General features: G+C 54.6%; 22 protein-coding genes. 6 read left to right on the plus strand and 16 right to left on the minus strand.

What is annotated here, in order from left to right:
• Positions 1-49 precede the first annotated feature (49 nt).
• Positions 50-1,156: a branched-chain amino acid aminotransferase gene (locus OCV69_RS03840; RefSeq protein ID WP_262562983.1), complete on the plus strand. Its 1,107-nt coding sequence runs from the start codon at positions 50-52 to the stop codon at positions 1,154-1,156.
• A gap of 86 nt (positions 1,157-1,242) precedes the next feature.
• On the opposite strand, the gene OCV69_RS03845 is transcribed toward OCV69_RS03840, so the two are convergent.
• On the minus strand, positions 1,243-2,787 hold the full coding sequence (locus OCV69_RS03845; protein ID WP_262562984.1) for a S8 family peptidase: 1,545 nt from the start codon (positions 2,785-2,787) through the stop codon (positions 1,243-1,245).
• The gene (gene ftsH / locus OCV69_RS03850) at positions 2,780-4,858 is read right to left on the minus strand and encodes an ATP-dependent zinc metalloprotease FtsH (protein ID WP_158357768.1); all 2,079 of its coding nucleotides are present in this window, start codon (positions 4,856-4,858) and stop codon (positions 2,780-2,782) included. The genes OCV69_RS03845 and ftsH overlap by 8 nt, the downstream gene beginning before the upstream one ends.
• Positions 4,859-5,053: 195 nt before the next feature.
• Between ftsH and OCV69_RS03855 the strand changes: the two genes are divergently transcribed.
• The 3 genes from OCV69_RS03855 (at position 5,054) to OCV69_RS03865 (ending at position 6,809) form a co-directional block, all read left to right on the plus strand.
• A complete protein-coding gene (locus OCV69_RS03855) occupies positions 5,054-5,548 on the plus strand; it encodes a DNA-deoxyinosine glycosylase (RefSeq protein WP_158357770.1) in 495 nt (164 codons plus the stop codon).
• Positions 5,549-5,591: 43 nt separating this feature from the next.
• Positions 5,592-5,774 (plus strand): hypothetical protein, encoded by a 183-nt coding sequence (locus OCV69_RS03860; RefSeq protein WP_158357772.1) that lies wholly within the window; start codon positions 5,592-5,594, stop codon positions 5,772-5,774.
• A gap of 132 nt (positions 5,775-5,906) precedes the next feature.
• Complete coding sequence (locus OCV69_RS03865; protein ID WP_331485627.1) at positions 5,907-6,809, plus strand: radical SAM protein; 903 nt, start codon at positions 5,907-5,909, stop codon at positions 6,807-6,809.
• Positions 6,810-7,485: 676 nt separating this feature from the next.
• On the opposite strand, the gene leuB is transcribed toward OCV69_RS03865, so the two are convergent.
• The 11 genes from leuB to OCV69_RS03920 form a co-directional block, all read right to left on the minus strand.
• On the minus strand, positions 7,486-8,571 hold the full coding sequence (gene leuB / locus OCV69_RS03870; RefSeq protein WP_158357774.1) for a 3-isopropylmalate dehydrogenase: 1,086 nt from the start codon (positions 8,569-8,571) through the stop codon (positions 7,486-7,488).
• A gap of 185 nt (positions 8,572-8,756) precedes the next feature.
• On the minus strand, positions 8,757-9,623 hold the full coding sequence (gene aguB, locus OCV69_RS03875; protein ID WP_158357776.1) for an N-carbamoylputrescine amidase: 867 nt from the start codon (positions 9,621-9,623) through the stop codon (positions 8,757-8,759).
• A 10-nt stretch (positions 9,624-9,633) separates the two neighbouring features.
• Entirely contained in the window at positions 9,634-10,788 is a 1,155-nt protein-coding gene (gene aguA, locus OCV69_RS03880; protein ID WP_158357778.1) for an agmatine deiminase, read from the minus strand.
• Between the two features lie 38 nt (positions 10,789-10,826).
• A complete protein-coding gene (gene nspC / locus OCV69_RS03885) occupies positions 10,827-11,972 on the minus strand; it encodes a carboxynorspermidine decarboxylase (protein ID WP_158357780.1) in 1,146 nt (381 codons plus the stop codon).
• A gap of 63 nt (positions 11,973-12,035) precedes the next feature.
• A complete protein-coding gene (locus OCV69_RS03890) occupies positions 12,036-13,295 on the minus strand; it encodes a saccharopine dehydrogenase family protein (RefSeq protein ID WP_022272522.1) in 1,260 nt (419 codons plus the stop codon).
• A gap of 2 nt (positions 13,296-13,297) precedes the next feature.
• A complete protein-coding gene (speE, locus tag OCV69_RS03895) occupies positions 13,298-14,152 on the minus strand; it encodes a polyamine aminopropyltransferase (protein ID WP_022272523.1) in 855 nt (284 codons plus the stop codon).
• A gap of 39 nt (positions 14,153-14,191) precedes the next feature.
• The gene (locus OCV69_RS03900) at positions 14,192-15,646 is read right to left on the minus strand and encodes an aminotransferase class I/II-fold pyridoxal phosphate-dependent enzyme (RefSeq protein WP_022272524.1); all 1,455 of its coding nucleotides are present in this window, start codon (positions 15,644-15,646) and stop codon (positions 14,192-14,194) included.
• A gap of 544 nt (positions 15,647-16,190) precedes the next feature.
• Positions 16,191-17,108 (minus strand): glutaminase A, encoded by a 918-nt coding sequence (gene glsA, locus OCV69_RS03905; RefSeq protein ID WP_158357782.1) that lies wholly within the window; start codon positions 17,106-17,108, stop codon positions 16,191-16,193.
• Positions 17,109-17,150: 42 nt separating this feature from the next.
• Positions 17,151-18,584 carry an amidohydrolase gene (locus tag OCV69_RS03910; RefSeq protein ID WP_158357784.1) on the minus strand — a complete coding sequence of 478 codons (1,434 nt, stop codon included), beginning with the start codon at positions 18,582-18,584 and terminating at the stop codon, positions 17,151-17,153.
• 38 nt (positions 18,585-18,622) lie between these two features.
• Positions 18,623-19,294, minus strand: a complete 672-nt coding sequence (locus OCV69_RS03915) for a hypothetical protein (RefSeq protein WP_158357786.1) — start codon at positions 19,292-19,294, stop codon at positions 18,623-18,625.
• A gap of 12 nt (positions 19,295-19,306) precedes the next feature.
• Positions 19,307-20,020, minus strand: a complete 714-nt coding sequence (locus tag OCV69_RS03920) for a DUF5058 family protein (protein WP_022273533.1) — start codon at positions 20,018-20,020, stop codon at positions 19,307-19,309.
• Between the two features lie 171 nt (positions 20,021-20,191).
• Here OCV69_RS03920 and OCV69_RS03925 point away from each other — a divergent pair, with 171 nt between their 5' ends.
• On the plus strand, positions 20,192-20,608 hold the full coding sequence (locus tag OCV69_RS03925; protein WP_022273534.1) for a LysR family transcriptional regulator: 417 nt from the start codon (positions 20,192-20,194) through the stop codon (positions 20,606-20,608).
• Between the two features lie 13 nt (positions 20,609-20,621).
• Positions 20,622-21,215 (plus strand): LysR substrate-binding domain-containing protein, encoded by a 594-nt coding sequence (locus tag OCV69_RS03930; protein ID WP_158357788.1) that lies wholly within the window; start codon positions 20,622-20,624, stop codon positions 21,213-21,215.
• A gap of 69 nt (positions 21,216-21,284) precedes the next feature.
• Here OCV69_RS03930 and OCV69_RS03935 read toward each other — a convergent pair whose 3' ends face one another.
• The 3 genes from OCV69_RS03935 to OCV69_RS03945 all read right to left on the minus strand — a co-directional run bounded on the left by OCV69_RS03935 (position 21,285) and on the right by OCV69_RS03945 (position 25,480).
• Positions 21,285-23,021 (minus strand): phospho-sugar mutase, encoded by a 1,737-nt coding sequence (locus OCV69_RS03935; RefSeq protein WP_158357790.1) that lies wholly within the window; start codon positions 23,019-23,021, stop codon positions 21,285-21,287.
• Between the two features lie 94 nt (positions 23,022-23,115).
• A complete protein-coding gene (locus OCV69_RS03940; protein ID WP_022273537.1) occupies positions 23,116-24,102 on the minus strand; it encodes a protein kinase family protein in 987 nt (328 codons plus the stop codon).
• 148 nt (positions 24,103-24,250) lie between these two features.
• Positions 24,251-25,480, minus strand: a complete 1,230-nt coding sequence (locus OCV69_RS03945; protein ID WP_158357792.1) for a CCA tRNA nucleotidyltransferase — start codon at positions 25,478-25,480, stop codon at positions 24,251-24,253.
• Positions 25,481-25,508 lie beyond the last annotated feature (28 nt).

Consider the following 25,508-nt stretch of genomic DNA (forward strand, 5'->3'; position numbering starts at 1 on the left):
TCATCTTTTTTCCATAAAAAACTTGAAGTCTGCGGAAGAACTCATTATAATGGAAAAAAATAATTACCGGCCGCAAAAAAGCCCCGGAGGCTCCATTTCCGGCAAAAGCGGCAGAACGGAGGAAAAATCTATGGCAGCAAAAAACATCGACTGGGCCAATCTCGGATTCGGCTATATGAAAACCGATTACAGATACGTTTCCAATTATAAAAACGGCTCCTGGGACCAGGGAGCCCTGACCACCGACGACCAGATCCTCTTGAATGAGTGCGCCTGCGTATTCCAGTACGCCCAGACCTGCTTTGAGGGCTTAAAAGCCTACACCACCGAGGACGGCCATATCGTCACCTTCCGCCCCGACTTAAACGGCGAGCGGATGGAAAACTCTGCAAAGAGACTGGAAATGCCCGTATTCCCCAAGGAACGCTTCGTGGAGGCCGTTACAAAGGTCGTAGAGGCCAACGCCGATTATGTGCCGCCCTTCGGCTCCGGTGCAACCCTCTATATCCGTCCCTATATGTTCGGATCGGATCCCGTCATCGGCGTAAAGCCTGCCAGCGAATACCAGTTCCGCACCTTCTGTACGCCGGTGGGCCCCTACTTTAAGGGCGGTGCAAAGCCCATCACCATCCGCGTCTGCGACTTTGACCGGGCAGCCCCCCACGGCACTGGCCATGTAAAGGCCGGTCTGAACTATGCCATGAGCCTCCACGCCATCGTGGACGCCCACCAGCAGGGCTATGATGAAAATATGTATCTGGACGCTGCCACAAGAACAAATGTGGAGGAGACCGGAGGAGCCAACTTCATCTTCGTTACAAAGGACAACACCGTGGTGACTCCCAAGTCCGACAGCATCCTTCCGTCCATCACCCGCCGCTCCATCCTCTATGTGGCCGAGCATTACCTGGGCTTAAAGGCAGAGGAAAGAGAAGTTCCCTTTGAGGAAGTGAAGGAATTTGCAGAGGCCGGCCTCTGCGGGACCGCCGCAGTGATCTCTCCCATCGGAAAGATCGTGGACCATGGAAACGAGATCTGCCTGCCCAGCGGCATGGAAAAAATGGGTCCCGTCACCCAGAAGCTTTACGATACCCTGACCGGCATCCAGATGGGCCGCATCGAAGCGCCCCAGGGCTGGATCCATGTGATCCGGTAAAAGGGAATACCAAAATGCAAAAAACCGTTGTTTTACAGACTGGCTGCTCTCCCTGCCATACCCCCTGTAAAACAACGGTTTTCTATTTACTGGTCCAGGACCCCCGGACCCTCCCGCAGATCTGCGATCCTTACGGTATAGGCCGTATCGTTGCCCCTTCTGTCCCTGGCATAAAACGTATAAACGCCCGCCTGGTCGATGCGGAAGGCGGCAATGTCACGGTCACTGACTGTAAAGGACTGGCAGTCCTCCCTTTCCCGGAACCATTCCGCATTCCGTTCTCCCGGCGCATAATAAAGAACGTCCAGATCCCCGTCAATATCCACGACCCTCACCTTCAGATACAATCCGGCCAGGGTCCGTTCCGTCCGGGCCTCCAGGTGGGGAGCTGTGCCGTTTTCCGGCCTGTGCCCGCCTGCTTCAAAGGCTTTCCCGGAAAGCGTCCCCAGGTCATACCTTAGGGCCGCCCCCACGTTTAACATTCCTCCGGTCTTTACCTTTCCGGAAAGACTGTCCAGGGGAGTCACAGAATTTAAAAGGATCTCCTTCACCTCCGCCGCCCCGATGCCTTCAAAATGGGACCAGACCATGGCCGCCGCCCCGGTGACCATGGGAGCCGCCATGGAGGTTCCTGTCATATAGCTGTATGTGTTTCCCGGCGTGGTACTTAAGATATAGCTTCCCGGCGCAGCCAGGTCCACCGATCCCACGCCGTAGTTGGAGCTTTCGTGGAGTTCTCCCCCGCAGGATATATTGGCTGCGGAGATCACATTGTCCAGCTCATAGGAGGCCGGATAGACCGGCGTCCTGTCGATATCCTTCCCGTCGTTTCCCGCTGCTGCCACAAAAAGCATGGAGGAATCCCGGATGGCGCAGTACAGGGCCTGGTCATTGGTAGGAGAAGTAAGGCTCAGATTGCAGATCGAAGCTCCGTTGTCCTCCGCATAGCGGATGGCCTTGATGAGAGCCGCTGTATTTCCTTCACCGTCCCCGCCTCCCAGAGCCTTCACCGGCATGAGCTTCACCCGGTCCCCCGGGATCATCCCAGAGATCCCAACACCATTGCCGGAGGACGCCCGGATGGTACCGGCCCCGTGAGTGCCGTGGCTGTCCTCGGAGCCATTATAGATCTGGTTATTGTTATGGTAAAAATTCCAGCCGTTCACATCGTCCGCGTATCCGTTTCCGTCGTCATCCAGGCCGTTTCCCGGGATCTCATCCTCATTGACCCAGATAGCTCCCGCCAGATCCTCATGGGAAATATCCACTCCGGTATCGATGACGGCCACCACCACGTCCCGCTTTCCCTCTCCGTAGGAGGCCCAGGCATCGGCCATCCCCACATCGATCCCGGCCGCTGCCCGGATCCGCTCTACCTGGACCAGCATGCCTAAAAGCTCCGGCTCCTCAAAGTGCCAGTCCCCGGGCGCCCATGGCTGTCCAAAGGGGTCGTCGTAGACCGCATACCGGTTCTTCTCCTCTTCAATGGAAAAGGTCCCGTCATTATAAAAAGCCCACTGTTCAGAAAAGGACGGATCCCCCGGCGCATAAGGCGCGCCGTAGGAAGCCGTCCACGGGAGTCCGGCGGCCAAAAATGCCGCCAGTCCCCCCGACAAGATCCATTTATTCATTTTCAGCCCCTCCGGTCTCCGCCTTCCGGCCTTCCGGTACATTTCCAGCCGTTTCCGCCGCAGGCTCCCCCTCTTCCAGTTCAGACGGAACCTGGGTCCGGCTGTCCGTTTCCGGTGCAGCCCCGGACAATTCCCTGGGTGTCTCCGGCCGTTCCATGGCCGCCGGATCCACAGGAGCGCCTCCCATGCGTTTTTTCTCGGGCCGGATCTCCTCCTCCGGTTCCGGGATCCCCTTCACCTGGCGGAAAATCTTCATGAATTCCTTACCAGTGATGGTCTCCTTTTCGATCAGGAAATCCGCGATCTTATCCAAAGCGTCCCGGTTTTCCGAAAGGAGCCGTTTCGCCTCCGCGTATGCGCCCTTTAACATCCGCATCACTTCCACGTCGATCTCCGCCGCCGTGGCGTCGCCGCAGTTCAATACGGTACGGCCCGTCAGATACTGGTTTTCCTGGGTGGCAAGGCCCATGAGTCCAAATTTCTCCGACATTCCGTACTGGGTCACCATGGCCCTGGCGATCCTGGTGGCCTGCTCGATATCATTGGCAGCTCCCGTGGTCACCGTATCGAACACGATCTCCTCCGCTGCCCGGCCGGCCAGGGATACCACCAGCATGGCCTCCAGCTCTTTTTTCGTATTTAAGAATTTCTCTTCCTCCGGCACCTGCATCACATAGCCCAGAGCGCCCATGGTCCTGGGCACGATGGTGATCTTCTGTACCGGCTCCGCATCCTTCTGGAGAGCCGTCACCAGAGCGTGGCCCACCTCATGGTAGGATACGATCCGTCTTTCTTCCTTACTTAAGATCCGGTCCTTCTTTTCCTTACCCACAAGCACCAGCTCCACAGCCTCAAAAAGATCCTTCTGGCATACGGCCTGGCGTCCGTGCTTAACGGCGTTGATGGCCGCCTCGTTCATCATATTGGCCAGGTCCGCGCCCACGGCTCCGGAGGTGGCCAGGGCGATCTCTTCAAAGTCCACCGTCTCATCCAGCCGCACGTCCTTGGAATGGACCTTCAGGATATTCACACGGCCCTTCAGATCCGGCTTATCCACAATGACCCGGCGGTCAAAACGGCCCGGTCTTAAGAGCGCCGGATCCAGGATCTCCGGCCGGTTGGTGGCCGCCATCACCAGAAGGCCCTTGGAGGAATCAAAGCCGTCCATTTCAGAAAGGAGCTGGTTTAAGGTCTGCTCTCTCTCGTCGTTCCCGCCAAACCTGGAATCACGGCTCCGTCCGATGGCGTCGATCTCGTCAATAAAGATGATACAGGGAGCCGACTGCTGGGCCTGCTTGAACAGGTCCCGGACACGGGACGCTCCCACGCCCACGAACATTTCCACAAAGTCCGAACCGGACAGGGAATAAAACGGCACCTGGGCTTCTCCAGCCACCGCCTTGGCAAGCAGCGTCTTACCCGTTCCCGGAGGGCCCACCAAAAGGGCTCCCTTGGGGAGCTTGGCGCCGATCTTTGTATATTTCTGGGGATTATGGAGGAAATCCACGATCTCCACCAGAGACTCCTTGGCCTCGTCTTCACCGGCCACGTCGGCAAAGGTCACGCCGGTCTCCTTCTGGACATAAACCTTGGCGTTGCTCTTTCCAACGCCCATGATGCCGCTTCCGCCGCCCATACGGCTAAACATCATATACAGCAGTCCGATCATCAGCACCGACGGCAGCACCCACCCAACAATGAAATTGATGATGCTGGAGCTGGCGCTGGTGTCCTCTCCCTCAAAGCGCACACCGCTTTCCAGAAGCCGGTCCGTCAGCTTCAGATCCTGGACCCGGACCGTATAATACTGGATCAGCCTGGAATACTGGGTGGAGCTGCTCTTTGGCACGATCACCAGCCGGCTGCCCGACTCCCGGACCGCCTCCACCTCTCCGTCCTCGATCATCCGGACAAACTCGTCATAGCTGACCTCCTGGCTCTGGCTCTTTTTCAGGGCAAAGTTCATCATGCTGACCACCGCCAGCGTGATGCACAGGACGATCACCATGCCCCAGATCCCCGGGCCTCCCGGCTTCTTTCCATTATTTCTGTTCTGATTGTTGTTATCCATTCTGTCTTTCTCCACTTTTTCTATAACTATATCCTTCGGACATGGCGCCCCGATACTTAGACCATTATAAGTTGAGTTTCCCCAGATAGCAATAAAAAAAAGATAAATTTAAACTTTTCTTTGACAAAATCCTTTATTTTTGCCATACTCTACAAAGACACATAAAAACCGCCATCTCATACGGAGGCCTGTTCCATGGAAACTGTGACCCACCCCATTCCTCCCCTTTTTGACGCTTCCTCCAGGATCCTGATCCTGGGCTCTTTTCCATCGGTCAAATCCCGGGAGGGCCTGTTTTTTTATCATCATCCCCAGAACCGTTTCTGGAAGGTACTGGCCGGAGTCCTTGAGGAACCGGTGCCCGGCTCCATTGAGGAAAAGAAAATATTCCTGTTAAAACACCGCATCGCTCTCTGGGACGTGATCGCCTCCTGTACCATCGAGGGCTCCAGCGACAGCACCATAAAAAACGTGGTCCCCAACGACCTTTCCGGGATCCTTTCAGCCGCAGATATCTCCCGGATCTTCTGCAACGGAGGCGCTTCCTTCCAATATTATAAAAAATACCAGGAGCCCCGGACCGGCCGTGCAGCCGTCCGCCTTCCCTCCACCAGCCCGGCCAACGCCGCCTGGTCCTTAGACCGGCTGATCCGGGAATGGGCAGTGATCCGGGACGGCCTCCATGTATAAACCGCCAGGATCCGCGGAACAATAAGCTGCGGAGGTGATACGTATGGACCAGAAGCCTGGAAAAAACGCGGAAAACAAAGACGAATACGACGTGGATATCCAGTCCTGCTCCGCCATGGACTGCACCGGACTGATCCCGTCCCTGCCCCAGTCCTTTGCGGAGGTGGAGCACTATAACGATCTCTATCAGTTCCTTCCGGAGCATGTGAGCGACCCGGAGGAATAACTGCCCCACTGCCCGACCAGAAACCGGAGGCGGCCCCTGGCCTGTATCCCCGGCCCACTGCCAGACCAGAAAGGCTGCCCCAGGCAGCCTCCCGGCTCTGGCAGAATCTACATAAAACGAGGTGACATCCCCATGTCCATGAATTATGAATCCTGTACCCTGTGCCCCAGGATGTGCGGGGCCGACCGGACCAAGGCCCCTGGCTTCTGCGGCGCTTCCCACCAGATCAAAGCCGCACGGGCAGCCCTCCACCAGTGGGAGGAGCCGTGCATCAGCGGCACGGCCGGCAGCGGGACCGTATTCTTTTCCGGCTGTACCTTAAAATGTGTTTTCTGTCAGAACTATCCTCTGAGCCATGAAAATTTCGGAAAAGAAATTTCCACAGTCCGGCTCGCAGAGATCTTCCTGGAGCTCCAGGAAAAGGGCGCCCACAACATCAACCTGGTGACGGCCACCCAGTATCTCCCGTCCATCCGCCAGGCCCTGGAACTGGCGCGGCCAGAGCTTCACATCCCCGTAGTCTATAACAGCGGCGGCTATGAGCGGACCGAAACCATCCGGGAATTTTCCGATTGCATCGACATCTGGCTTCCGGACCTTAAATATTATGACAGCGGCCTGTCTGAAAAATACTCGGCAGCCCGGAACTATTTCTCCATGGCCTCCAAAGCCATAAAGGAAATGATCCGCGTATCCGGCGGGCTGGCCTGGGACCCGGAAAACCCGGGGCTTTTAAAAAAAGGCGTAGTGATCCGCCACATGGTCCTTCCCGGAGCAAAGGAGGACTCCATCCGGCTCCTTCACTGGATAAAGGAAGAGCTGCCTCCAGGACAGTTCCTTTTAAGTATACTGAGCCAGTATACGCCGTTTTATAAAAGCAGCCAGTATCCGGAGATCCGCCGCCGGATCACCACCTATGAATATCAGAAGGTCGTGGATACTGCCATCGAACTTGGGCTTACAGACGGATATATGCAGGAAAAAAGCAGTGCAAAAGAAGAATACACCCCGCCCTTTGATCTGAGCGGGATCTGACATGCAAAAATTTAGTGGGTACCGAAAAAGTCACTTACTGATTCTCCCGATACCCACTCTACATTTCGTTGTCCATTGGACGATCCTCACTTTCGAGTTTTTTATCTATATTAAATTTTCTTTCTTCACTCCACCGGTTTTTCGAATTTTTTTCTTCTGTCATTTTTTCTTTTTCATATCGATTATTGTATTTTTCTTATTGATACTTTCTCGTCATATCTTTAAGTAATATCAGATAACCTTTTATGATCCGTTTGTTCCGGTTTTGTGGTTTTCCTATGTTTAGACTTTTATTTTTTTATAAAAGCTAAACGAGATTTAAGTCTTCGGTGGTCCGTACCTCCTTTGCTTAGATTTGGACGTTCATTTCGAGATAGGAATCTTTTTTGGATTTCCTTCTCCAAAGAGTTTTGAAATCTTTTTTAAGGATTTTTGTTTCTCTTTGTTTTTGTTGTCTTTATTATAGACGAACAGTATCGTTTTGTCAATACATTTTTTTAAAAATTTTTATTTTATTTTTCTGTTGTCTTTTAATTGTGTTATTGTATAGAATTATTCTGATTATTTGTTTTTCCATGCCTTCTGCACCAGAGCCATATTCCATACAAAAAGGCTGCTGGAAAGGAGAAGCCAAGTCCCCTCCTTTCCAGCAGCCCCCGTATCTGATCCACGGTCCTTATGCGATCTGACTGCAGATCAGGTCGCCCATTTCCTTCGTTCCCGTCTGCTTCATTCCCTCCGCCATAATATCCGCTGTCCGGTATCCCCCGGCCAGGACCTTTTTCACCGCATTTTCCACCGCTTCCGCTTCCTTATCCAGATCAAAGGAAAACCGCAGCATCATGGCCGCCGAAAGGATGGTGGCAATGGGATTGGCAATGCCTTTTCCCGCAATATCCGGGGCAGAGCCGTGGCTGGGCTCATAAAGGCCGAACTTTCCTTCGTTTAAGCTGGCGGAGGAAAGCATTCCGATGGAGCCGGTGATTATGCTGGCCTCGTCGGACAGGATATCCCCGAACATATTTTCCGTTAAGATCACGTCGAACTGGCCCGGATCCATCACCAGCTGCATGGCGCAGTTGTCCACCAGCATGTTCTCCAGAGCCACCTCCGGATAATCTGCCGCCACCTCCGCCACCACCTTTCTCCAGAGCCTGGAGGAATCCAGCACATTGGCCTTATCCACGCTGGTGACCTTCTTCTTTCTCTTCATGGCCGTTTCAAAGGCCTTCACCGCCACACGGCGGATCTCCGTCTCATTGTAGACCAGGGTATCCGTGGCCTGCATGACTCCGTTGACCTCCTCTGTATGACGTTCCCCGAAGTACAGGCCTCCGGTCAGCTCCCGGACAATGACCATATCAAAGCCGTCTCCGATGATCTCCCGCTTTAACGGGCAGGCGTCCTCCAGCCCGTCATACAGACAGGCAGGCCGGATATTGGCAAAGAGGTTCAGCCCCTTCCGGATCGCCAGAAGCCCGGCCTCCGGACGCAGCTCAGGAGCCACGTCATACCAGCGGGAATTGCCCACATGGCCGCCCACGGCTCCAAGCAGGACGGAATCGCTGTTTTTTGCCGTTTCCAGGGCTTCCTTTGTCAGCGGTACGCCGTATTTGTCAATGGAAACGCCGCCCATATCCACTTCTGTGTAATGGAACGTATGGCCGAAGACCTGGCCCACCCGGTCCAGAATCTTTTTGGCCTCTGTGACGATCTCCGGCCCGATGCCGTCGCCGGGGATCACTGCGATCCTGTATTCCATAAGATATTCCTCCGTCTATTCCCTGTGATGTCCTTTATCTTATCCCATTCCCCCGGCCTTTTCAATGGCAGCACCCGTTTTCGTGTATACATATTTGTCATGGCATCCATAACCGACGGCCAGAAAAGATCCGCAGATCCCGCCGGGCGGGCCAGTTCCTTCATCTGCCTGCCGCCCGGACCGGCCTACTCCTTATACAGCTCCGGTCTCCGGTCCCGGAACAGTCCCCAGGAAAGGCGGTCCTCCGCCAGGGCGTCCAGATCGAAGGAGGCGGTGATCACGCCCTCCGAATCCCGGTCCATGGATGTTACCAGCTCTCCCGTTCCGTCGGTGATAAAGGAGGAGCCGTAGAACCGGAGGGAAGAACTCTGGTTTCCATTTTCCGCACAGGGCTCCACCGTCTCCAGACCCACCCGGTTGGCGGCGATCACCGGCATCAGATTGCAGGCGCTGTGGCCCTGCATACACCGTCTCCAGTGGGGCATGCTGTCCACCTCCAGGATCGGCTCACTGCCGATGGCCGTGGGGTAGAATAAGAGCTCTGCACCCTTTACGGCCATGAACCTGGCCGTCTCCGGGAACCACTGGTCCCAGCAGATGCCTACGCCGATGACAGCGTACCGGGTCTTAAAGGCTTTAAAGCCCGTATCGCCCGGAGTGAAATAAAATTTTTCCTGGTAATAATGGTCGTCGGGAATATGGGTCTTTCTGTAAATCCCCAGATTCTCCCCGTCCGCATCCAGAATGGTCACAGTATTGAACAGGCGGTTTTTGTCCCTCTCATAAAAACTGATGGGGAGCACCACAGAAAGCTCCTTTGCCACCTTTGAAAAATGGCGCACCGCATCGTTTTCCTCCACAGGCTTTGCATACCCATAATACTCATATCTGCGCTCCTGGCAGAAATAGGGCCGTTCAAACAGCTCCGGGAGAAGGATGATCTGCGCTCCCTCTGCCGCCGCCTTCCGCACCAGGGCCTCAGCCCTGGCGATATTTTCTTCTGCATTTTCCGTGCAGCGCATCTGCACTGCCGCCACAGTTACCTTACGCATAAAAACCTCCTTATAAAGACTCACAGACGCCGGACGCAGGGATCTGCTGGGTGATGCAGTGGATGTTGCCTCCGCCCAGAAGAATATCCCTGGCTGCCACCGGATGCACCTTCCGTCCCGGGAACAGCTCCGCCAGGATCCTTACTGCCGTCTCATCGTTTTCGTCTCCGAACTGGGGTACGACCACCCCGCCGTTGGAAATATAAAAATTCACATAGCTGGCTGCCAGACGCTCTCCGGCCTCCCGCACGTCCTCGCCAGGCTCAAATTCATAGCCCTTAAGATCCTCCTCCGTAACACAGATAGGCGTTTTAGGGATCGGAAGCTTATGGACCTGGAGCCTGCGGCCACAGGCGTCCACAGAAGCCTCCAGGGCCTTTAGGCAGGCCATGGACAGCTCATACTGGGGATCCGCCTCGTCATCGGTCCAGGCCAGTACCACATGGCCCGGGGCTGTGAAGGCACAGATATTATCCACATGCTCGTTGGTCTCGTCGTTATAGATCCCCCGGGGCAGCCAGATGACCTTTTTCCCTCCCAGATATGAGAGAAGCCTTTCTTCGATCTCCTCCTTCGTAAGCTCCGGATTCCTCCCGACGCTTAAAAGGCAGGATTCTGTCACCAGGATGGTCCCCTGGCCGTCGCTGTGGATGGAGCCGCCCTCCAGCACAAAGGGATGGGCCTCATAGCACTCATACCCCAGGGCCTCACAGAACCGCTCCGCCACCTGGTCGTCTTTTTCCCAATGGGCGTACAGACCGTCCACGGTTCCGCCCCAGGCGTTGAATTCCCAGTCGATGCCCCTGACGTCCCCTGCCCTATTCTTCACAAAGGTGGGGCCCACGTCCCTGGCCCAGGCATCGTCAGATCCCATTTCCAGCACATGGATCCGGGCTCCGGTCCCTGGCATTTCCGCCGCGGCCTCCCCCGTGACCCCCAGGGCCCTCCTGGCATCCTCAGCCACGTCCGGCTCTGCCAGCATATATACGTCCTCGCTCTCTGCAATGGCATGGGCCACGTTCTTAAACGCCTCCCTGGCCTTTACCGCTCCGTAATTCCAGCTTCCGGGACGTTTGGGCCAGATCATGATGCAGCCTCTGTGGGGTTCAAATTCTCCGGGCATGGAATATCCCTCTTCTCCCGGAATTCCCATTAATTTCTTCATATTTTCTGTACTCTCCTGTTTTAAAAAGGCGGCCGCATTTACGCCAGCCGCCCTTTAAAGTCTTCGTATCCGAATTCCCGGATCACCTTACAGTTTCCGTCCTCCTCCATCACAGCAATGGCCGGCAGGGCCATGCCGTTGAAGGTATTGTTCTTCACCATGGAATAAATGGCCATATCCTCAAAATACAGCTTGTCTCCCACATGGATCTCATGGTCAAAGGAATAATCCCCGATCACGTCCCCGGCCAGGCAGGTACAGGAGGACAGGCGGTAGGTATACGCCTTCTCTCCCGGCTTCCCGGAATCCTTAAGGGGCGGCCGGTAGGGCATTTCCAGCACATCCGGCATATGACAGGCCGCCGAAGCGTCCAGCACCAGAGTGGAGATCCCGTTCTCCACAATGTCCATAACATCGGTCACCAGATAGCCCGCATTTAAGGCAATGGCCTCCCCCGGCTCCAGGTATACCTGTACGCCGTAGGTCTCCTTTATATGGAGGATGCACCGCTCCAGACGGGCGATATCGTAGTCCGGCCGGGTGATGTGGTGGCCGCCGCCCATATTGAGCCATTCAATGTTGGGGAGCTCCAGGTATTTCCCGAACTTTTCCTCCACCGCTGCCAGAGTCGTCTCCAGATCGTCGGCGTTCTGCTCGCAGAGGGTATGGAAATGGAGGCCGGAAAGCTCTCCGGCCAGATGCTCCGGGAAGTTTTCCAAGGTCACTCCCAGACGGGAGCCAGGAGCGCAGGGATCATAAATGGCGTGATCCCCCTGGGTGGAGCACTCTGGATTGATCCTGAGTCCCACGCCCACGCCGTTTTTTCTGCATACCGGAAGGAATTTTTCCAGCTGGGCCGCAGAATTGAAGATCACATGGTCGCAAATCCCGGCGATCTCCTCAAATTCAGCCGCTTTAAAGGCCGGGGCGAACACATGGGTCTCCAGGCCAAAGGGCTCTCCCATCTCCTCATAGCCCAGCCGCGCCTCATAAAGGCCGCTGGCCGTGGTACCGTCCAGATAGTCTGCGATCCGCGGGTATTCATAAAAACAGGAGAATGCCTTCTGGGCCAGCAGGATCCTGCATTCCGTGCGGTCCCTTACGCCTGCCAGAATTTCCAGATTCTCCTTCAGCTTCTTTTCATCGATCACATAGCACGGAGTCGGAAGCTCATGTATGTTCATGGTCACACCTCTGTCATTTTAAAAAGGGCCGCCGAAAGCCACGCCTTCAGCGGCCCGCCGTTTTTACTCTACGGTCTGGGGATTTTCGTCCACTACCCACGGAAGTCCCCACTTATTTAAGGCCTCCATATACGGATCGGGATCGAACTCCTCTACATTGAATACGCCCTTGCCGTTCCATTTTCCTGTCACCATCATCATGGCGCCGATCATGGCCGGTACGCCGGTGGTGTAGGAAACAGCCTGGGAGCCCACCTCTTTATAACATTCCTGATGGTCGCAGACATTGTAGATATAAATGGTCTTTTCCTTTCCGTCCTTTACGCCGGTGAAGATACAGCCGATGTTGGTCTTTCCGACGGTTCTGGGACCTAAGGATGCGGGGTCCGGTAAAAGGGCCTTTAAGAACTGGATCGGAACGATCTCCTGGCCGTTATATTCCACCGGAGAGGTGGATAACATACCCACGTTCTCCAGGCATTTCATATGGGTCAGATAGCTCTGGCCAAAGGTCATGAAGAAACGGATCCGCTTTACGCCCGGGATGTTCTTTGCCAGGGCCTCGATCTCCTCGTGATGTAAAAGGTACATATCCTTCTGGCCCACCTGGGGGAAGTTGTACTCTCTCTTGATCTCCATGGGCTCTGTCTCTACCCAGTGGCCGTTCTCCCAGTAGGAGCCGTTGGCAGAAACCTCCCGGAGGTTGATCTCAGGGTTAAAGTTGGTGGCGAAGGGGTAGCCGTGGTCGCCGCCGTTGCAGTCTAAGATGTCGATGGTGTGGATCTCGTCAAAGTAGTGCTTTAAGGCGTAGGCAGTAAACACGCTGGTCACGCCCGGGTCGAAGCCGGTGCCTAAAAGAGCCATCAGGCCGGCCTTCTCGAATCTCTCTTTATATGCCCACTGCCAGGAATAGTCAAAATATGCTGTGAAGCCCTCTTCCTTACAGCGTTTTTCATAAATGGCCCTCCACTCCGGATCGTCCGTGTCCTCGGGCTCATAGTTGGCGGTGTCAATGTAGTTGACTCCTGCCTTTAAGCAGGCGTCCATGATGGTCAGATCCTGGTAGGGAAGAGCCAGGTTTAATACTGCGTCCGGCTTATAGGACTCCATTAAGGCTGCCAGCTCGTCCACATTGTCGGCATCCACCTTCGCTGTGGTGATCTTTGTGGAGGTCTTTCCCTCCAGCTCTGCCTTTAAGGCCTCACACTTGGAGACCGTACGGCTGGCGATCATGATCTCCGTAAATACCTCGCTGTTCTGGCAGCATTTATGGACTGCCACAGAAGCGACGCCGCCGCATCCGATAATCAGTAATCTGCTCATTTTTATTGTTCCTCCTCTTCTAATAGATCCTCCACATATTTGGGCAGCATAAAGGCTCCCATATGAAGATGGGTCGTGTAATACCATGTTTCTATCTTAAGACCATTCCACTCCTTAGGCTTGAAATCCTTGATGGGATGATACTTTTTCGATGCAAAGCCAAACAGCCAGTAGCCCGACGGACAAGTGGGGATGTGGGCCTGGTAGACGCGGCTGATGGGGAAGGAACGGAACGCCTTCCTGTGCATGCTGCGGCAGGCCGCCTCGTCCTCGTCATAGAAGGGGCTTCCATGCTGGTAGACCATGATCCCGTCGTCCTTTAAGGCATTGTAGCAGCTTCCGTAAAATTCCTTTGTGAACAGGCCCTCCGTATGGCCGAAGGGGTCTGTGGAATCGTTGATGATCAAGTCATAGATCCCCTTTTTATTTCTCAGGAAGCGCAGGCCGTCGTCATAATGGATCTTCACCCTCTCATCATCCAGGGCGCAGGCCACCTCCGGGAAATATTCCCGGCATACGTCCACGAACATCCGGTCCGTTTCCACCACGTCGATGCTCTCGATGGACTTATACTGCAACAGCTCCTTGGCAACGCCGCCGTCGCCGCCGCCGATGATCAGCACATTCTTCACATGGGGATGGACGGCCATGGGCACATGGGTCACCATCTCATCATAAATAAACTCATCTTTTTCAGAGAATACGATCTCCCCGTCCAGGGAAATAAACTTTCCAAACTCCTCGGAGTCAAACACATCGATCCTCTGATATTCGCTTTCTCCGGAAAAAAGCTGTTTTTCGATCCGGACAGAAAGCTTTACGTTTCCCGTATGCAGCTCTGAAAACCAGAATTCCATTCTGCACCTCCCAGTCTCCTTTGTATTGCCGTACTGGCTCTAAATATTTGCCAGGACCATTAAATGCTCCACAGCCGGATCCTCAGTTCCCTGCATGGAGCAGCCCTTTTCCTTGGCATACATGATATATTCCACAATGTCGTCGGTGATCATCTCGCCGGGGGCCAGGATCGGGATTCCCGGCGGATAGCACATCACGAACTCTGCGCAGACCCTTCCCGAGGATTTTTCCACCGGAAGGGAGATCTTATCAGAATAAAAGGCCTTCTGGGGCGACATGACCACCTTGGGGGAGATATATTCCCCTGATAAAAGGCCTGTGCTGTCTTTTTTATACAAACGTTCAATATCCGCCAGAGCGCCCACCAGACGTTCAATATCCTGGATCCTGTCACCGATGGAGATATAGGCCAGAATATTGCTGATATCTCCGAATTCGATCTGGATATCGTACTCGTCCCTTAAAAGGTCGTAGACCTCGATGCCCGCCAGGCCGATATCCCTTGTATATACGGAAAGCTTGGTCACGTCGTAGTCAAATACGCTGTTGCCGTTGACCAGCTCCTTTCCATAAGCGTAGTAGCCGCCGATGGAGTTGATCTCACTCCTGGCGTACTCCGCCATATCCACTACCTTTCCAAAGGACTCCTCGCCCCTTAAGGCCAGGTTCCGTCTGGAAATATCCAGGCTGGATAACAGCAGGTAGGAGGCGCTGGTGGTCTGGGTCAGGTTGATGATCTGACGCACATAATCGGCGTTGACCCCTTTATTTAACAGGAGCAGAGAGCTCTGGGTCAGGCTTCCGCCGGATTTGTGCATGGAAACCGCCGCCAGATCCGCTCCGGCCTCCATGGCAGACACCGGAAGATTTTTTCCAAAGTACAGGTGGGTCCCGTGGGCCTCGTCAGCCAGGACCTTCATTCCCCTGGCGTGGGCCAGTTCCACGATGGTCTTAATATCCGAGCAGATCCCATAGTAGGTGGGGTTGTTCACAAAGACGGCCACAGCGTCCGGATTGTCCTCAATGGCCTGGCGGACCTTGTCCACCTCCATCCCCAGGGAGATCCCCAGCTTCTGGTTCACATCCGGGTTCACATAGACTGGGACGGCTCCGCAGAGCACCATGGCGTTAATGACGCTTTTATGGACGTTCCGGGGGAGGATGATCTTATCTCCTGCACGGCAGACGGAAAGGATCATGGTCTGGACCGCAGACGTGGTGCCTCCTACCATCAGATAGGCTCCGGCTGCGCCAAAGGCCTCTGCCGCCAGCTCCTCTGCCTCCTTGATCACAGATACCGGGTGGCACAGATTATCCAGCGGCTTCATGGAATTCACATCCAGGGACACACATTTTTCGCCCAGAAGCTGCACCAGCTCCGGGTTTCCTCTTCCTCTTTTGTGGCCCGGCACGTCAAAGGGGACCACTCTCTTTTTCTTGAACGCCTCCAGCGCTTCATAAATGGGGGCTCTCTTCTGTTTCTCTCTATCCATTCCCAAATCCCTTTCCATTTTCCCATATGCAGGAAACGATCCTTTTCCGCAGGCTTCCTATGTTAAAAAAGGCAGATGATGCAATCCATCATCTGCCTTACGATTCCTATTCCGAGAAACGGGCGTGTACGGTCCAGTGCCGTTTTCCGTTTCTTAATGACCGTTATCGTTTCCGATGCTTCAATCGCAAATATATGTTTCCTGCTCTTATTGACCGTTTCACAAGATGATGTGCGCACTGCGCGTTGATTATAAAGTGATCAGCTTATAAAATTTGAGCTTTTAACTCAATCAATAATGCGGTTTCCCGCGCCGGCGTTTGACCCGCCTGTCCGTGTGGGCTTGACTTCCGCCTTTCTGAGCGCGAAAGTGGTCACAAATACATTTGCATGAAAACGATAATGTCTCTTCACACTGGAAATATCATAACTCATTCTGTCATGATATGTCAAGCGGTTTTTGATTCCCGTCCCGGCAGGCCCCTTCCCGGCCGCTGGAATCCACGGCTCACTGGAAGGCCAGTGAGCGGCAGCGCTGCCGGAGATCACTGCTCGGCTGCGAACATATGAAGGTTCAGCTCCTTGGAAAGGTACTCCAGGACATGGCTTCCGCCGATGCTGTTGCCCTTTTCATTGAGGGCCGGTCCATAGATGCCGATGCCCATGCGCTTTTCCACCACGGCCAGGATGCCGCCGCCGACGCCGCTCTTGGAGGGGATCCCCACCCGGACGGCGAACTCGCCGGAGCCGTCGTACATGCCGCAGGTCAGCATAATGGTCTTGGCCACCTGGACGGCGTATTTGTCAATGAGCCGTTCTCCCGTCTCCGGATGCCGGCCTCCGTTGGACAGCACCAGCCCCAGGCCGGCCAGGCTCTCTGCCGTGACGCTTAAGGAACACATCCGCGTATAAAGCTCCAGGCTCTTTTCCACATCGCTTTCCAGGATGCCCTTGCTCTGGAGCAGGTAGGCGATGGCCCGGTTCCTGGCACAGTGGTCCATCTCAGACCGGAATACCTTTTCGTCCATGACGATGTCCTTGTCCAGACAGAGGCGTCTGGCGTAATTCAGCATATCCTCAAAGCTCACGTCGGGCACCAGATAGCCGGCAGTGGTGATGGCTCCTGCATTGATCATGGGATTAAAAGGCTTGTCGCTGGTAAGATCCAGCTTTACCAGAGAGTTGAACGCGTCGCCCGAAGGCTCCATGTTCATCTTCTCAAACACCTTATTGAACCCGCAGTGCTGGAGCGCCACCATCAGGGTAATCACTTTGGAGATACTCTGGATCGTAAACCGCTCCTTCGTGTCTCCGGCGGAAAACGTTTCCATTCCCCTGGTCCGGATGCAGACGCCCAGATGGTTTTTATCTGCTTTGGCCAGCTCCGGGATATAGGAGGCGCACTCCCCCTCCGGAATATATTTCCGTCCGATCTCCAATGCATTTTCAAGTATTTTCTGCATGTTTTCACCTCTATTTTCCTGCCGGCTTTCTGCCCGCAGGGTTTATTCGTTCAGTCTCGGTCCCACGCCGTCTGGGATCGGGCATTCATAGATGCCGCCAGTCTCTCCAAGCCACTCTTCCCTGGCTCTCTTTACCAGTTCCGGATCCTCAAAGAGCATGATCCCGGCCAGTGCCATGGCCTTCCCTGCCGTCAGCATGGCTTTGTGGGCGATCTCCGTATTTCCATGGGCCGTCATCTGCCAGGTATGGGCCGCTGTTCCGAAGGTGGCCGTGGCCGTGGTCAGCTGGGCCGTAGGCATCACATAGCTGGCATCCCCCACATCGGTGGAGCCAGGCAGCACCCTGCCTGCCCATACCAGCGGCTCGATCCTTGTATTCAGCGGCCGCTCCATAAAGGCCTCCGCCTCCTGGCCATATTTTTTCTTCACAGCCGCCTTTTTGGCCTCCAGCTCATCGGCTGTGGCCGTTTCTGTAAAGAACCTTTTCGCCAGGGCAAAATCGGCCTCATCAAACTCTGGTCCCCCAACCTCTTCCAGGGCCTCGTAAAGCACCTCCGAAAGGACATGGTTGGGGATAAAATCAGAAAGTCCCGCATAAAGCTCATAGGTCATTTCCGTTCCGGTCATCTTTGCAGCTCCCTCGGCCACATCAATGACCCGCTTATAGATCTCCTGAACCTGCCAGGACTTGGGAGCGCGGATAAAGTAGTGGACCCGGCTGTGGCCCTGTACCACATTGGGGGCAATGCCTCCCACATCCCGGTACGCGTAGTGGATCCTGGCGTCGGAGATAATGTGCTCTCTTAAGTAGTTGACGCCCACGCTCATGAGCTCGGCGGCATCCAGAGCAGAGCGGCCCAGCTCCGGCGCAGCGGCAGCGTGGGAAGTAACGCCCTTGAAATTAAAGAACACGCTCACATTGGCCAGGGAGGAGGTGGTCCATACGGCATTGGCCGTATCCGGATGCCAGGTCAGGGCCGCATCCACGCCTTCAAAGATCCCGTCTCTGGCCATGATGGTCTTTCCGTTTCCCTTTTCCTCACTGGGACATCCAAACAGGATCACGGTCCCCTTCCCCGGATTCTCCTCCAGGTATGCCTTCACTGCCAGGGCTGCAGCCAGGGTCCCCGCGCCTAAAAGGTTGTGGCCGCAGCCATGGCCGTCGGGATTTTCCCCGCAGACTGGCTTTCTCTCTGTGCAGCCGCCCACCTGGGAAAGCTCCGGAAGCGCGTCGTACTCGGCCAGAAAGCCCACCACCGGCTTTCCGTTTCCGTAGGTGGCCTTAAAGGCCGTGGGCATTCCGGCAATGCCCATCTCCACTGCAAAGCCCTCCTTCTCCAGGACCTGCTGGTACAGCTTTGCCGTTTCGAACTCATGGAAGCCTGTCTCCGCAAAATCAAAGATCCGGTCGCTGACCTCCACCACCAGATCCTGCTTCCGGCTGATGGCATTTAACACAAACTCTTTCCTGTTCATAATGATGCTCCTTTCCGTTTCTTCCTTGTCCAGTTTCTTTATCCAATGATCTTTTTCTTAAACAGCGAGTAGGAATACAGTGCTGAAAGTACGATCACTCCCACCATGATATAGCTCTGATTGCTGGAGAAAAAGCTCCTGCCCACCACAAAGATCAGGATCACCGGCAGGATCATGGGCACGATGGCCTGCTTCGGCGCCTTTAAGATATATGGGAACAACAAGGCGCCGATGAGGGCAGGCACCATGTTCTGGAATGCGGGCTGTAAAAACGGATTGTTGTAGACCGGTTCAAAGATCGGAGCCAGGAACAGCATTCCTAAAAATACGATAGCCGTAGTCACAAATGTGGAGGCAGCTACGGCGATCATAGCCACCACGTCAGCCTTTTCACTGCCCGGCGCGTGACCGGCCACCTCCATGGCGTTGACAGCCGCCGGAACCTTCATATTGCTCACATTGCCGGTCACACAGGCCATATAAAGGGCGCCGCTGCCGATGATGGGCATAAAGGACAGGTTCTCACAGATCCCGCTGATACTGAAGGTCAGAAGGATCGGAAACGCATTCTGTAAGATCTGCGGAATATTCATGGGGATATGGTTGACCATGGCCAGCACAAAGGGAACGGCCATGAAGCTTACCAGGGCACAGATCACCGTGAATCTGCCGATGGTATGGATCCGGTCGTGAAAACTTCTTTCTTTCATCTTCTCTTCCTCCTAAACGATCATTGCATTGACAATACAGGATGCGAACATTCCCACCAGCATGCTTAAGGGGAATGCGAACTCCTTCAGCTTTTTGCGGCCGGCAGCCAGCTTATTGACACCGATGGCCGTGACTCCGGCCACCAGGATCGCAGCGACCGCCGGAAGGCTGGAAAAGTTTGTCAGATGGGGGGCTGCCATGGTGCCGTACATTCCCAGGAACATGGCCGTGGTAATAACGGGAACCAGAGCTGCGTTGCCGCTCTTTAAGGATTCCACCTTTTTGTCATAGCTCTTTAAGAAGAATACGTTGAAGATGTTTCCTCCAAGGATACCGATGGTGACCACAAAGAGGATGAATACAAATACGTCCACCGGGATCTCTCCTGCGGTGATGGATTCCAGGCCGAAAGCCTCTGCCGCCATATTGGCCACCATAGTCTCGTAGACAGCGGAGCCTACGACGCTTAAGCGAAGCCAAGGGAAATACCGCCCAAGGGCCGGTACCAGCAGCAGATAGCTCACGATAATGGGGAGTGACGGAATGATGGAAAAGATGGCGCTGCTCCGCGCAGCCTCCTTCATTTCCTCTTTGGTCATGTTCAGCTCTTTTCCGCGTTTAAAAGCGGCTGCCATGAAGATCACGGGCTGCAGCAGAACGATCAGGATCGTGAGCCCGCAAAGGACCGCCATTAACGGGCTGTTGGCCAGTTTCAGATGTGTCATACTTTTTTCCTCCTAAAATTTCCCGTTCCGGAAAGATGGATACGGACCGATCCATTTGGGTTGACAGATATCCCAAACAGTCATACACTGATTATATGAAAATCGGTGAATTTTGACAAATACCCCATTTTCATTACGACATAACTATTTCATTATGGATGGAGGAATTTCATGAATCTACAGCATCTGGAATACCTGATCGAAATTGAAAACTGCGGTTCTATTTCCAAGGCAGCCAGACGCCTTTTCGTCACCCAGCCCTACTTAAGCCGGATCCTTAAGGAGGTGGAGTCGGAATATGGGATCACAGTCTTTACCCGTGAAAAGACCGGGATCACCCCCACAGACAGCGGACGGCTGTTCCTGGATATGGCCAGGGACCTGTTAGACGATGCCGGCAACTTTCAAAGGATCTTCCGGGAACGGGCCGACCATTACCGTCTGAGAGTCTCGGCCTGTACCTGCTCCCACCCCAACGACGCGTTTATCCGCATGGTGAAATCCATTCCGGACATACCGCTCCGGTTCTCATACAGAGAAAGCTCCCCCCCGCATCGTCATCGGAGATGTCTATTCCAACCGGGCTGATGTGGGAGTTCTTATGTATCTGGCCCACACCCGCAGCCAGATCGAAGAGCTTTTGTCCTTCCGCCACCTGGAGGAGCATTTTCTCTTCTCCTCCCGGGCCCAGCTCTTCTGCCGGGAGGACCACCCGATCTTAAAGGAAAAGGATTCTCTGACCATGGAAAAGATCTGCCAGTACAATTTTGCCCTGTATCCGGTGGAGGCGGGAAATGCCCGGGCCCTGGAGAGCGTCTACAACAATATGGATCTGAATTTCATCAACTGGAACCAGATCCGGCAGATCGTCTACGTGGAGAGCCGTTCCGCCCTCCACACGCTGCTCCTGCGCACCGACTATCTCGGCGTCGGGATCCTGCCGATTCTGGACCAGGAGAAAAATTATCATATCGTATCCATTCCGCTGCCGGACAGCATCCTGTCCGCAGAAAAAGGGCGTTCCAATTATATCTGCAGCTATATCTTCCCCAAAGGAAAGGAGCTTCCCAAGGCTGCCAGGGCATACATTACCTTTCTGGAACAGTGCTATGGGCAGAATTCTGATTATATCCGACAGATGCCTGAGGCCCAAAAAAGCATGGAAGAAATCCGGCGGCTGGAGGAAGAGGATTAAACCGCAGGGCTGCCGCAAAAAAGCTGGTTCTCAGCTTCCCTTCTGCGGCAGCCCCTTCGGTTCGCTTTTTTACAGCATCTTATTTACAAGCTCTGTCAGCTCTGCTCCCATCTTTTCGGATCTTGCGTCTGCGTCCTCCATGGAAGTTCCCTTCACTCCATAGTAAAACTTGATCTTAGGCTCCGTACCGGACGGGCGGACGCAAAGCCATGCGCCGTCGTTCATCTCATAATAGAGCACGTTAGCAGAGGGAAGGCCTGTGGGACGGACAGCGCCCGAAGCCATGTCCATAATGGTCCCGGCCTTATAATCCCGGGCCGCAGTTACTGTATAGTCTCCCAGGGTCTTAGGCGGCTCCTGGCGGAAGTTTTCCATGATCTCCTGGATCTTTGCCAGACCCTCGATGCCCTTTAAGCCGATGGATTTTACGGTGTCCTTATAGTAGCCGTACTTCTCATACATGGCCACCATGGCATCCCATAAGGTCATTCCCTTTTCTTTATAATAAGCGGCAGCCTCGCAGAGTGCGGCGGTAGCGGAGATAGCGTCCTTATCCCGGGCATAGGTACCGATCAGGCAGCCATAGCTTTCTTCCATGCCGAACATATAGGTGCCTTTTCCTGTCTGCTCCTCCTTTAAGATCTGCTGGCCGATATACTTAAAGCCTGTGAGCACCTCCACCAGCTCGCAGCCGTAATGCTCTGCCACGGCGTTCACCAGGTTGGTAGTCACGATGGATTTGATGACCTGTCCGTCTGCCGGGATCTGGCCCTTGGCCTGCTTCTGGCCCAGCACATAATCGCATAACAGGGAACCGGACATGTTTCCGGTCAGAGGATGGTATTCCCCGGTCTTTGCATCCTTTACGTAAACGCCCAGACGGTCTGCGTCGGGATCAGTGGCCAGGACCAGATCGGCGTTCTTCTCCTTCGCCAGCTTTAAGCCCAGGGCAAAGGCCTCCTCCGCCTCCGGGTTGGGGTAGCTGACCGTGGGGAAGTTTCCATCGGGCAGCTCCTGCTCCGGAACCACGTATACATTTTCAAAGCCCAGCTCCTTCATGACCCGTCTGGCCGGAATATTTCCGGTGCCGTGGAGAGGAGTGTAAATAATGGTGATGTCCTTCTGCATCCGGTCAATGGCGTCCTGGTTCACCACCTGGGCCTTTACGTTCTCAATATATTTATCGTCGATCTCTTTGCCGATCACCTGGAATTTTCCGGATCTTAAGGCCTCCTCCTCCGAGGTGGTCTTTACTGTGGAAAGATCCTCGATGGCCAGGACCTCCTCCAGCACGCCCTTATCATGGGGCGGGGTGAACTGGGCGCCATCCTCCCAGTATACCTTATAGCCGTTGTATTCCGGAGGATTGTGGCTGGCAGTGATATTGATGCCGGCGATGCAGCCCAGCTCACGGACCGCAAAGGAAAGCTCCGGCGTGGGGCGCAGGGATTCAAACTTGTAGGCCTTGATCCCGTTGGCCGCCAGGGTCATGGCTGCCTCCATGGCAAATTCCGGGGACATCCTCCGGGAATCAAAGGCAATGGCAACGCCCTTTTCCTCTCCGCCCTGTTTTTTTATATAATTGGCAAGGCCCTGGGTCGCCCGGCGGACTGTATAAATATTCATACGGTTGATGCCCGCGCCGATGATGCCGCGCAGGCCCGCGGTACCGAACTCCAGATCCATATAGAACCGCTCTTTGATCTCATTTTCATCGTCTGCAATGGCCCTCAGCTCATTTTTCGTATCCTCGTCGAAATACGGGTCCGCAAGCCACTGTTCATAGATCTTCATGTAATCTTTCATGTGCTTTTTCACTCCCTCAATCTTTCTTTTTGTCCGCAGAACCAAAGTTGTCTCATGGTGCCATTATACTTCATTTATCTGAAAAAAGAAAGCATTAAATAATGCCGTCCACAAACCGTTTCCGGTTCTTTTCCTGGGCCTTCAGGCTTTCGATCTTTTCCGTATTCCTGGCCGGGATCCATGCTTTATTGGCATTATAATAGAAGTTGATCTGCTTCCAGTATTTCTCCGGATACAGGAACATGAAATACAGGCACTCCCGCTCCATCCGGCTCATGGGAAGCACCCGCTCATATGCCTCCAGCATCCCATTTCCCAGCCCGCAGTCCCAGTTGTGCTTCTCCATGACCTTCCGCATGAAATAATAAAGATCCTCCACCTGGAGCCCCAGATGCATCCGTCCGAACCCGGTGACGGCCACATAATCCCGTCCCATGAGAATATGGTGCTGGTTCAGCTCCCCGTGGCAGATGGAATACCGCTCCGTCCATCCCTTTTCGTCCCCGGGATACAGCTTTTTCATCCCCTCCGCCGCCAGAACGGCCTGCTGGTAAAAGGGCTCAAAGCTGGCAATGACGCAGAGCTCAAACTCGTTTTTCTGCTGTTTTCCCCGGATAAAGGCCCTGGCCTTCTTAAGCTCCCTGTTATGCTTTTCCATGGCCATAAAAAGAGGCGGGGACACCATGGACTTCATGTTCCACTCCTCCCTGGGCTCCACCTTTCTCAAAAGCTTATGGAGTACGGCGATCTGGCGCACCGCAGAAAGGATCTCTCCCGTATCCTTCAGATCGCATTCCCGGTCAGAAAACCAGTCCTTCACCACGTATCTGATTCCGTCGGAGGCAGTGGATAAAAGCTCTCCCTCTTTATTCCTCACATACTGGTCCACCCTGAGGCTTCCGGCTCCGGCCACGGCCCCCAGCACCAGTTCCTCAAACTCCAGGCGCTTTACGCTGCCTCTGTATTCCTTCAGAAGCTTCAGCCCCCGGTCCGTCTCAAAGATCCAGGCTCCGCGGCCCTTCCGCATGGACTCCACGTTTAACTCATACTGTCCGGCCACCTCTGTATTCCAGTCATTCATCCTGATCCCCTCCATATCCCTTCTGAACTACTTCCAGAATATGAAAGGGCCGGCCAGAATATGAGGACATTTTGGCCAGCCCATGGTTTCGCTCACAGATGAAATTTTTTCTGGGATCCCTCCAGTCCGGAAACGCAGACCTTCCCGCTCAGCCCTGGAGCTTTTCCAGCAGAAGCTCCCTCCGGTTTAAGGACGGGTCCTCCAGCACCAGTTCCAGCAGACGCCTGAGGGTCTCTCCGATCTCCTTTCCCTCCATACCGGCTGCCAGCAGGTCGCCGCCTCCCACAGCCAGCTCCTTTAAGGATACGCAGTCCCCGTCTTTTTCGATCTCCTCCCAAAGCCTGCGGATCTCTTCTGTCTGGGGATCTTTATCCAACGCCTTAAGCCGCAGGCAGCCGTCAAACTGGTACGGCGTCATCCGGCTTAAGAATCTCCGGATCCCTGGCTTTTCCGGCCCCAGAGGCGCCTGGGCAGCCCCTGCCATAGCCTTTCCGTTATCCACAGTCTCGTTGTCCAGCTTAAGGCCTTTCAGGATCCGGCGCACCATGTCCGGCTCCATATGGCGCAGGAATCCGGCCCAGCGCATGGATTTCTCCGGCGGAAGGAGAGCCAGGCAGGAAAAGGGCTCCGGCCTGGATGTCCCTCCGGCCATCCTCTCCCGCTCGGTCTGGAATACCAGGGGGAAATCTCTGGTCACATAGGGACTGATCCCCGTGTCCTCCACCATGGAGATCTTTTCCGGATGGGCGGAGGTCAGCAGCTTGGTAAGCTCCACCTGGATCCGCTCCTTGCTGACATTTTTAAGGTTCGGTGCGATCTCCCGGATGGCTCCATACGTCTCCCCTTCGATGGAAAATCCCAGCTGGGCTGCGAACCGGATGGCCCGGAGGATCCGCAAAGCGTCCTCTGTGAACCGGTCCCGGGGGCAGCCCACACACCGGATCACCTTTTTCTCCAGATCACCCATACCGTCAAAGGCATCCACGATCCCTGTCTCATGGCTGTACGCCATGGCGTTGATGGTAAAGTCCCGGCGTTTCAGATCCTCCAGAAGGCTGGATGTGAATTCCACAGAATCCGGGTGACGGCCGTCCCGGTACTCTCCGTCGATGCGGTAGGTGGTCACCTCATAGCCCTTGCGGTTTTTAATGATGGTGACCGTCCCGTGCTGCAGCCCTGTATCCACAGTCTTCCCGAAGATCTCCTTCACCTCTTCCGGCTTTGCGGAGGTGGTGATATCCCAGTCTCCAGGAATCCGGCCCAGAAGAGTATCCCGGACGCATCCGCCTACGGCAAAGGCCTCGAAGCCCCGTTCCCGTATTTTTTTTATGATCCATTCTGCCTCATAGGGCATTTCTATCCTTACATCCCGATTCATGGTCCTCCGCCTTTCCTGGCTGCACAGT

Source organism: Alitiscatomonas aceti, from assembly GCF_025567195.1.
In the GTDB taxonomy this organism is placed as follows: domain Bacteria; phylum Bacillota; class Clostridia; order Lachnospirales; family Lachnospiraceae; genus Alitiscatomonas; species Alitiscatomonas aceti.

What these genes read in the sequence shown, in the direction of transcription:
- OCV69_RS03855 (WP_158357770.1), top strand. Translation starts at nt 5,054, where the DNA reads ATGGAAACTGTGACCCACCCCATTCCTCCCCTTTTTGACGCTTCCTCC.
- OCV69_RS03930 (WP_158357788.1), top strand. Translation starts at nt 20,622, where the DNA reads ATGTATCTGGCCCACACCCGCAGCCAGATCGAAGAGCTTTTGTCCTTC.
- OCV69_RS03865 (WP_331485627.1), top strand. Translation starts at nt 5,907, where the DNA reads ATGTCCATGAATTATGAATCCTGTACCCTGTGCCCCAGGATGTGCGGG.
- OCV69_RS03945 (WP_158357792.1), bottom strand. Translation starts at nt 25,480, where the DNA reads ATGAATCGGGATGTAAGGATAGAAATGCCCTATGAGGCAGAATGGATC.
- OCV69_RS03860 (WP_158357772.1), top strand. Translation starts at nt 5,592, where the DNA reads ATGGACCAGAAGCCTGGAAAAAACGCGGAAAACAAAGACGAATACGAC.
- OCV69_RS03920 (WP_022273533.1), bottom strand. Translation starts at nt 20,020, where the DNA reads ATGACACATCTGAAACTGGCCAACAGCCCGTTAATGGCGGTCCTTTGC.
- OCV69_RS03890 (WP_022272522.1), bottom strand. Translation starts at nt 13,295, where the DNA reads ATGAGCAGATTACTGATTATCGGATGCGGCGGCGTCGCTTCTGTGGCA.
- OCV69_RS03940 (WP_022273537.1), bottom strand. Translation starts at nt 24,102, where the DNA reads ATGAATGACTGGAATACAGAGGTGGCCGGACAGTATGAGTTAAACGTG.
- OCV69_RS03910 (WP_158357784.1), bottom strand. Translation starts at nt 18,584, where the DNA reads ATGAACAGGAAAGAGTTTGTGTTAAATGCCATCAGCCGGAAGCAGGAT.
- ftsH (WP_158357768.1), bottom strand. Translation starts at nt 4,858, where the DNA reads ATGGATAACAACAATCAGAACAGAAATAATGGAAAGAAGCCGGGAGGC.
- OCV69_RS03840 (WP_262562983.1), top strand. Translation starts at nt 50, where the DNA reads ATGGAAAAAAATAATTACCGGCCGCAAAAAAGCCCCGGAGGCTCCATT.
- glsA (WP_158357782.1), bottom strand. Translation starts at nt 17,108, where the DNA reads ATGCAGAAAATACTTGAAAATGCATTGGAGATCGGACGGAAATATATT.
- OCV69_RS03900 (WP_022272524.1), bottom strand. Translation starts at nt 15,646, where the DNA reads ATGGATAGAGAGAAACAGAAGAGAGCCCCCATTTATGAAGCGCTGGAG.
- nspC (WP_158357780.1), bottom strand. Translation starts at nt 11,972, where the DNA reads ATGAACATACATGAGCTTCCGACTCCGTGCTATGTGATCGATGAAAAG.
- OCV69_RS03845 (WP_262562984.1), bottom strand. Translation starts at nt 2,787, where the DNA reads ATGAATAAATGGATCTTGTCGGGGGGACTGGCGGCATTTTTGGCCGCC.
- aguB (WP_158357776.1), bottom strand. Translation starts at nt 9,623, where the DNA reads ATGCGTAAGGTAACTGTGGCGGCAGTGCAGATGCGCTGCACGGAAAAT.
- OCV69_RS03915 (WP_158357786.1), bottom strand. Translation starts at nt 19,294, where the DNA reads ATGAAAGAAAGAAGTTTTCACGACCGGATCCATACCATCGGCAGATTC.
- speE (WP_022272523.1), bottom strand. Translation starts at nt 14,152, where the DNA reads ATGGAATTCTGGTTTTCAGAGCTGCATACGGGAAACGTAAAGCTTTCT.
- leuB (WP_158357774.1), bottom strand. Translation starts at nt 8,571, where the DNA reads ATGGAATACAGGATCGCAGTGATCCCCGGCGACGGCATCGGGCCGGAG.
- OCV69_RS03925 (WP_022273534.1), top strand. Translation starts at nt 20,192, where the DNA reads ATGAATCTACAGCATCTGGAATACCTGATCGAAATTGAAAACTGCGGT.
- OCV69_RS03935 (WP_158357790.1), bottom strand. Translation starts at nt 23,021, where the DNA reads ATGAAAGATTACATGAAGATCTATGAACAGTGGCTTGCGGACCCGTAT.
- aguA (WP_158357778.1), bottom strand. Translation starts at nt 10,788, where the DNA reads ATGAAGAAATTAATGGGAATTCCGGGAGAAGAGGGATATTCCATGCCC.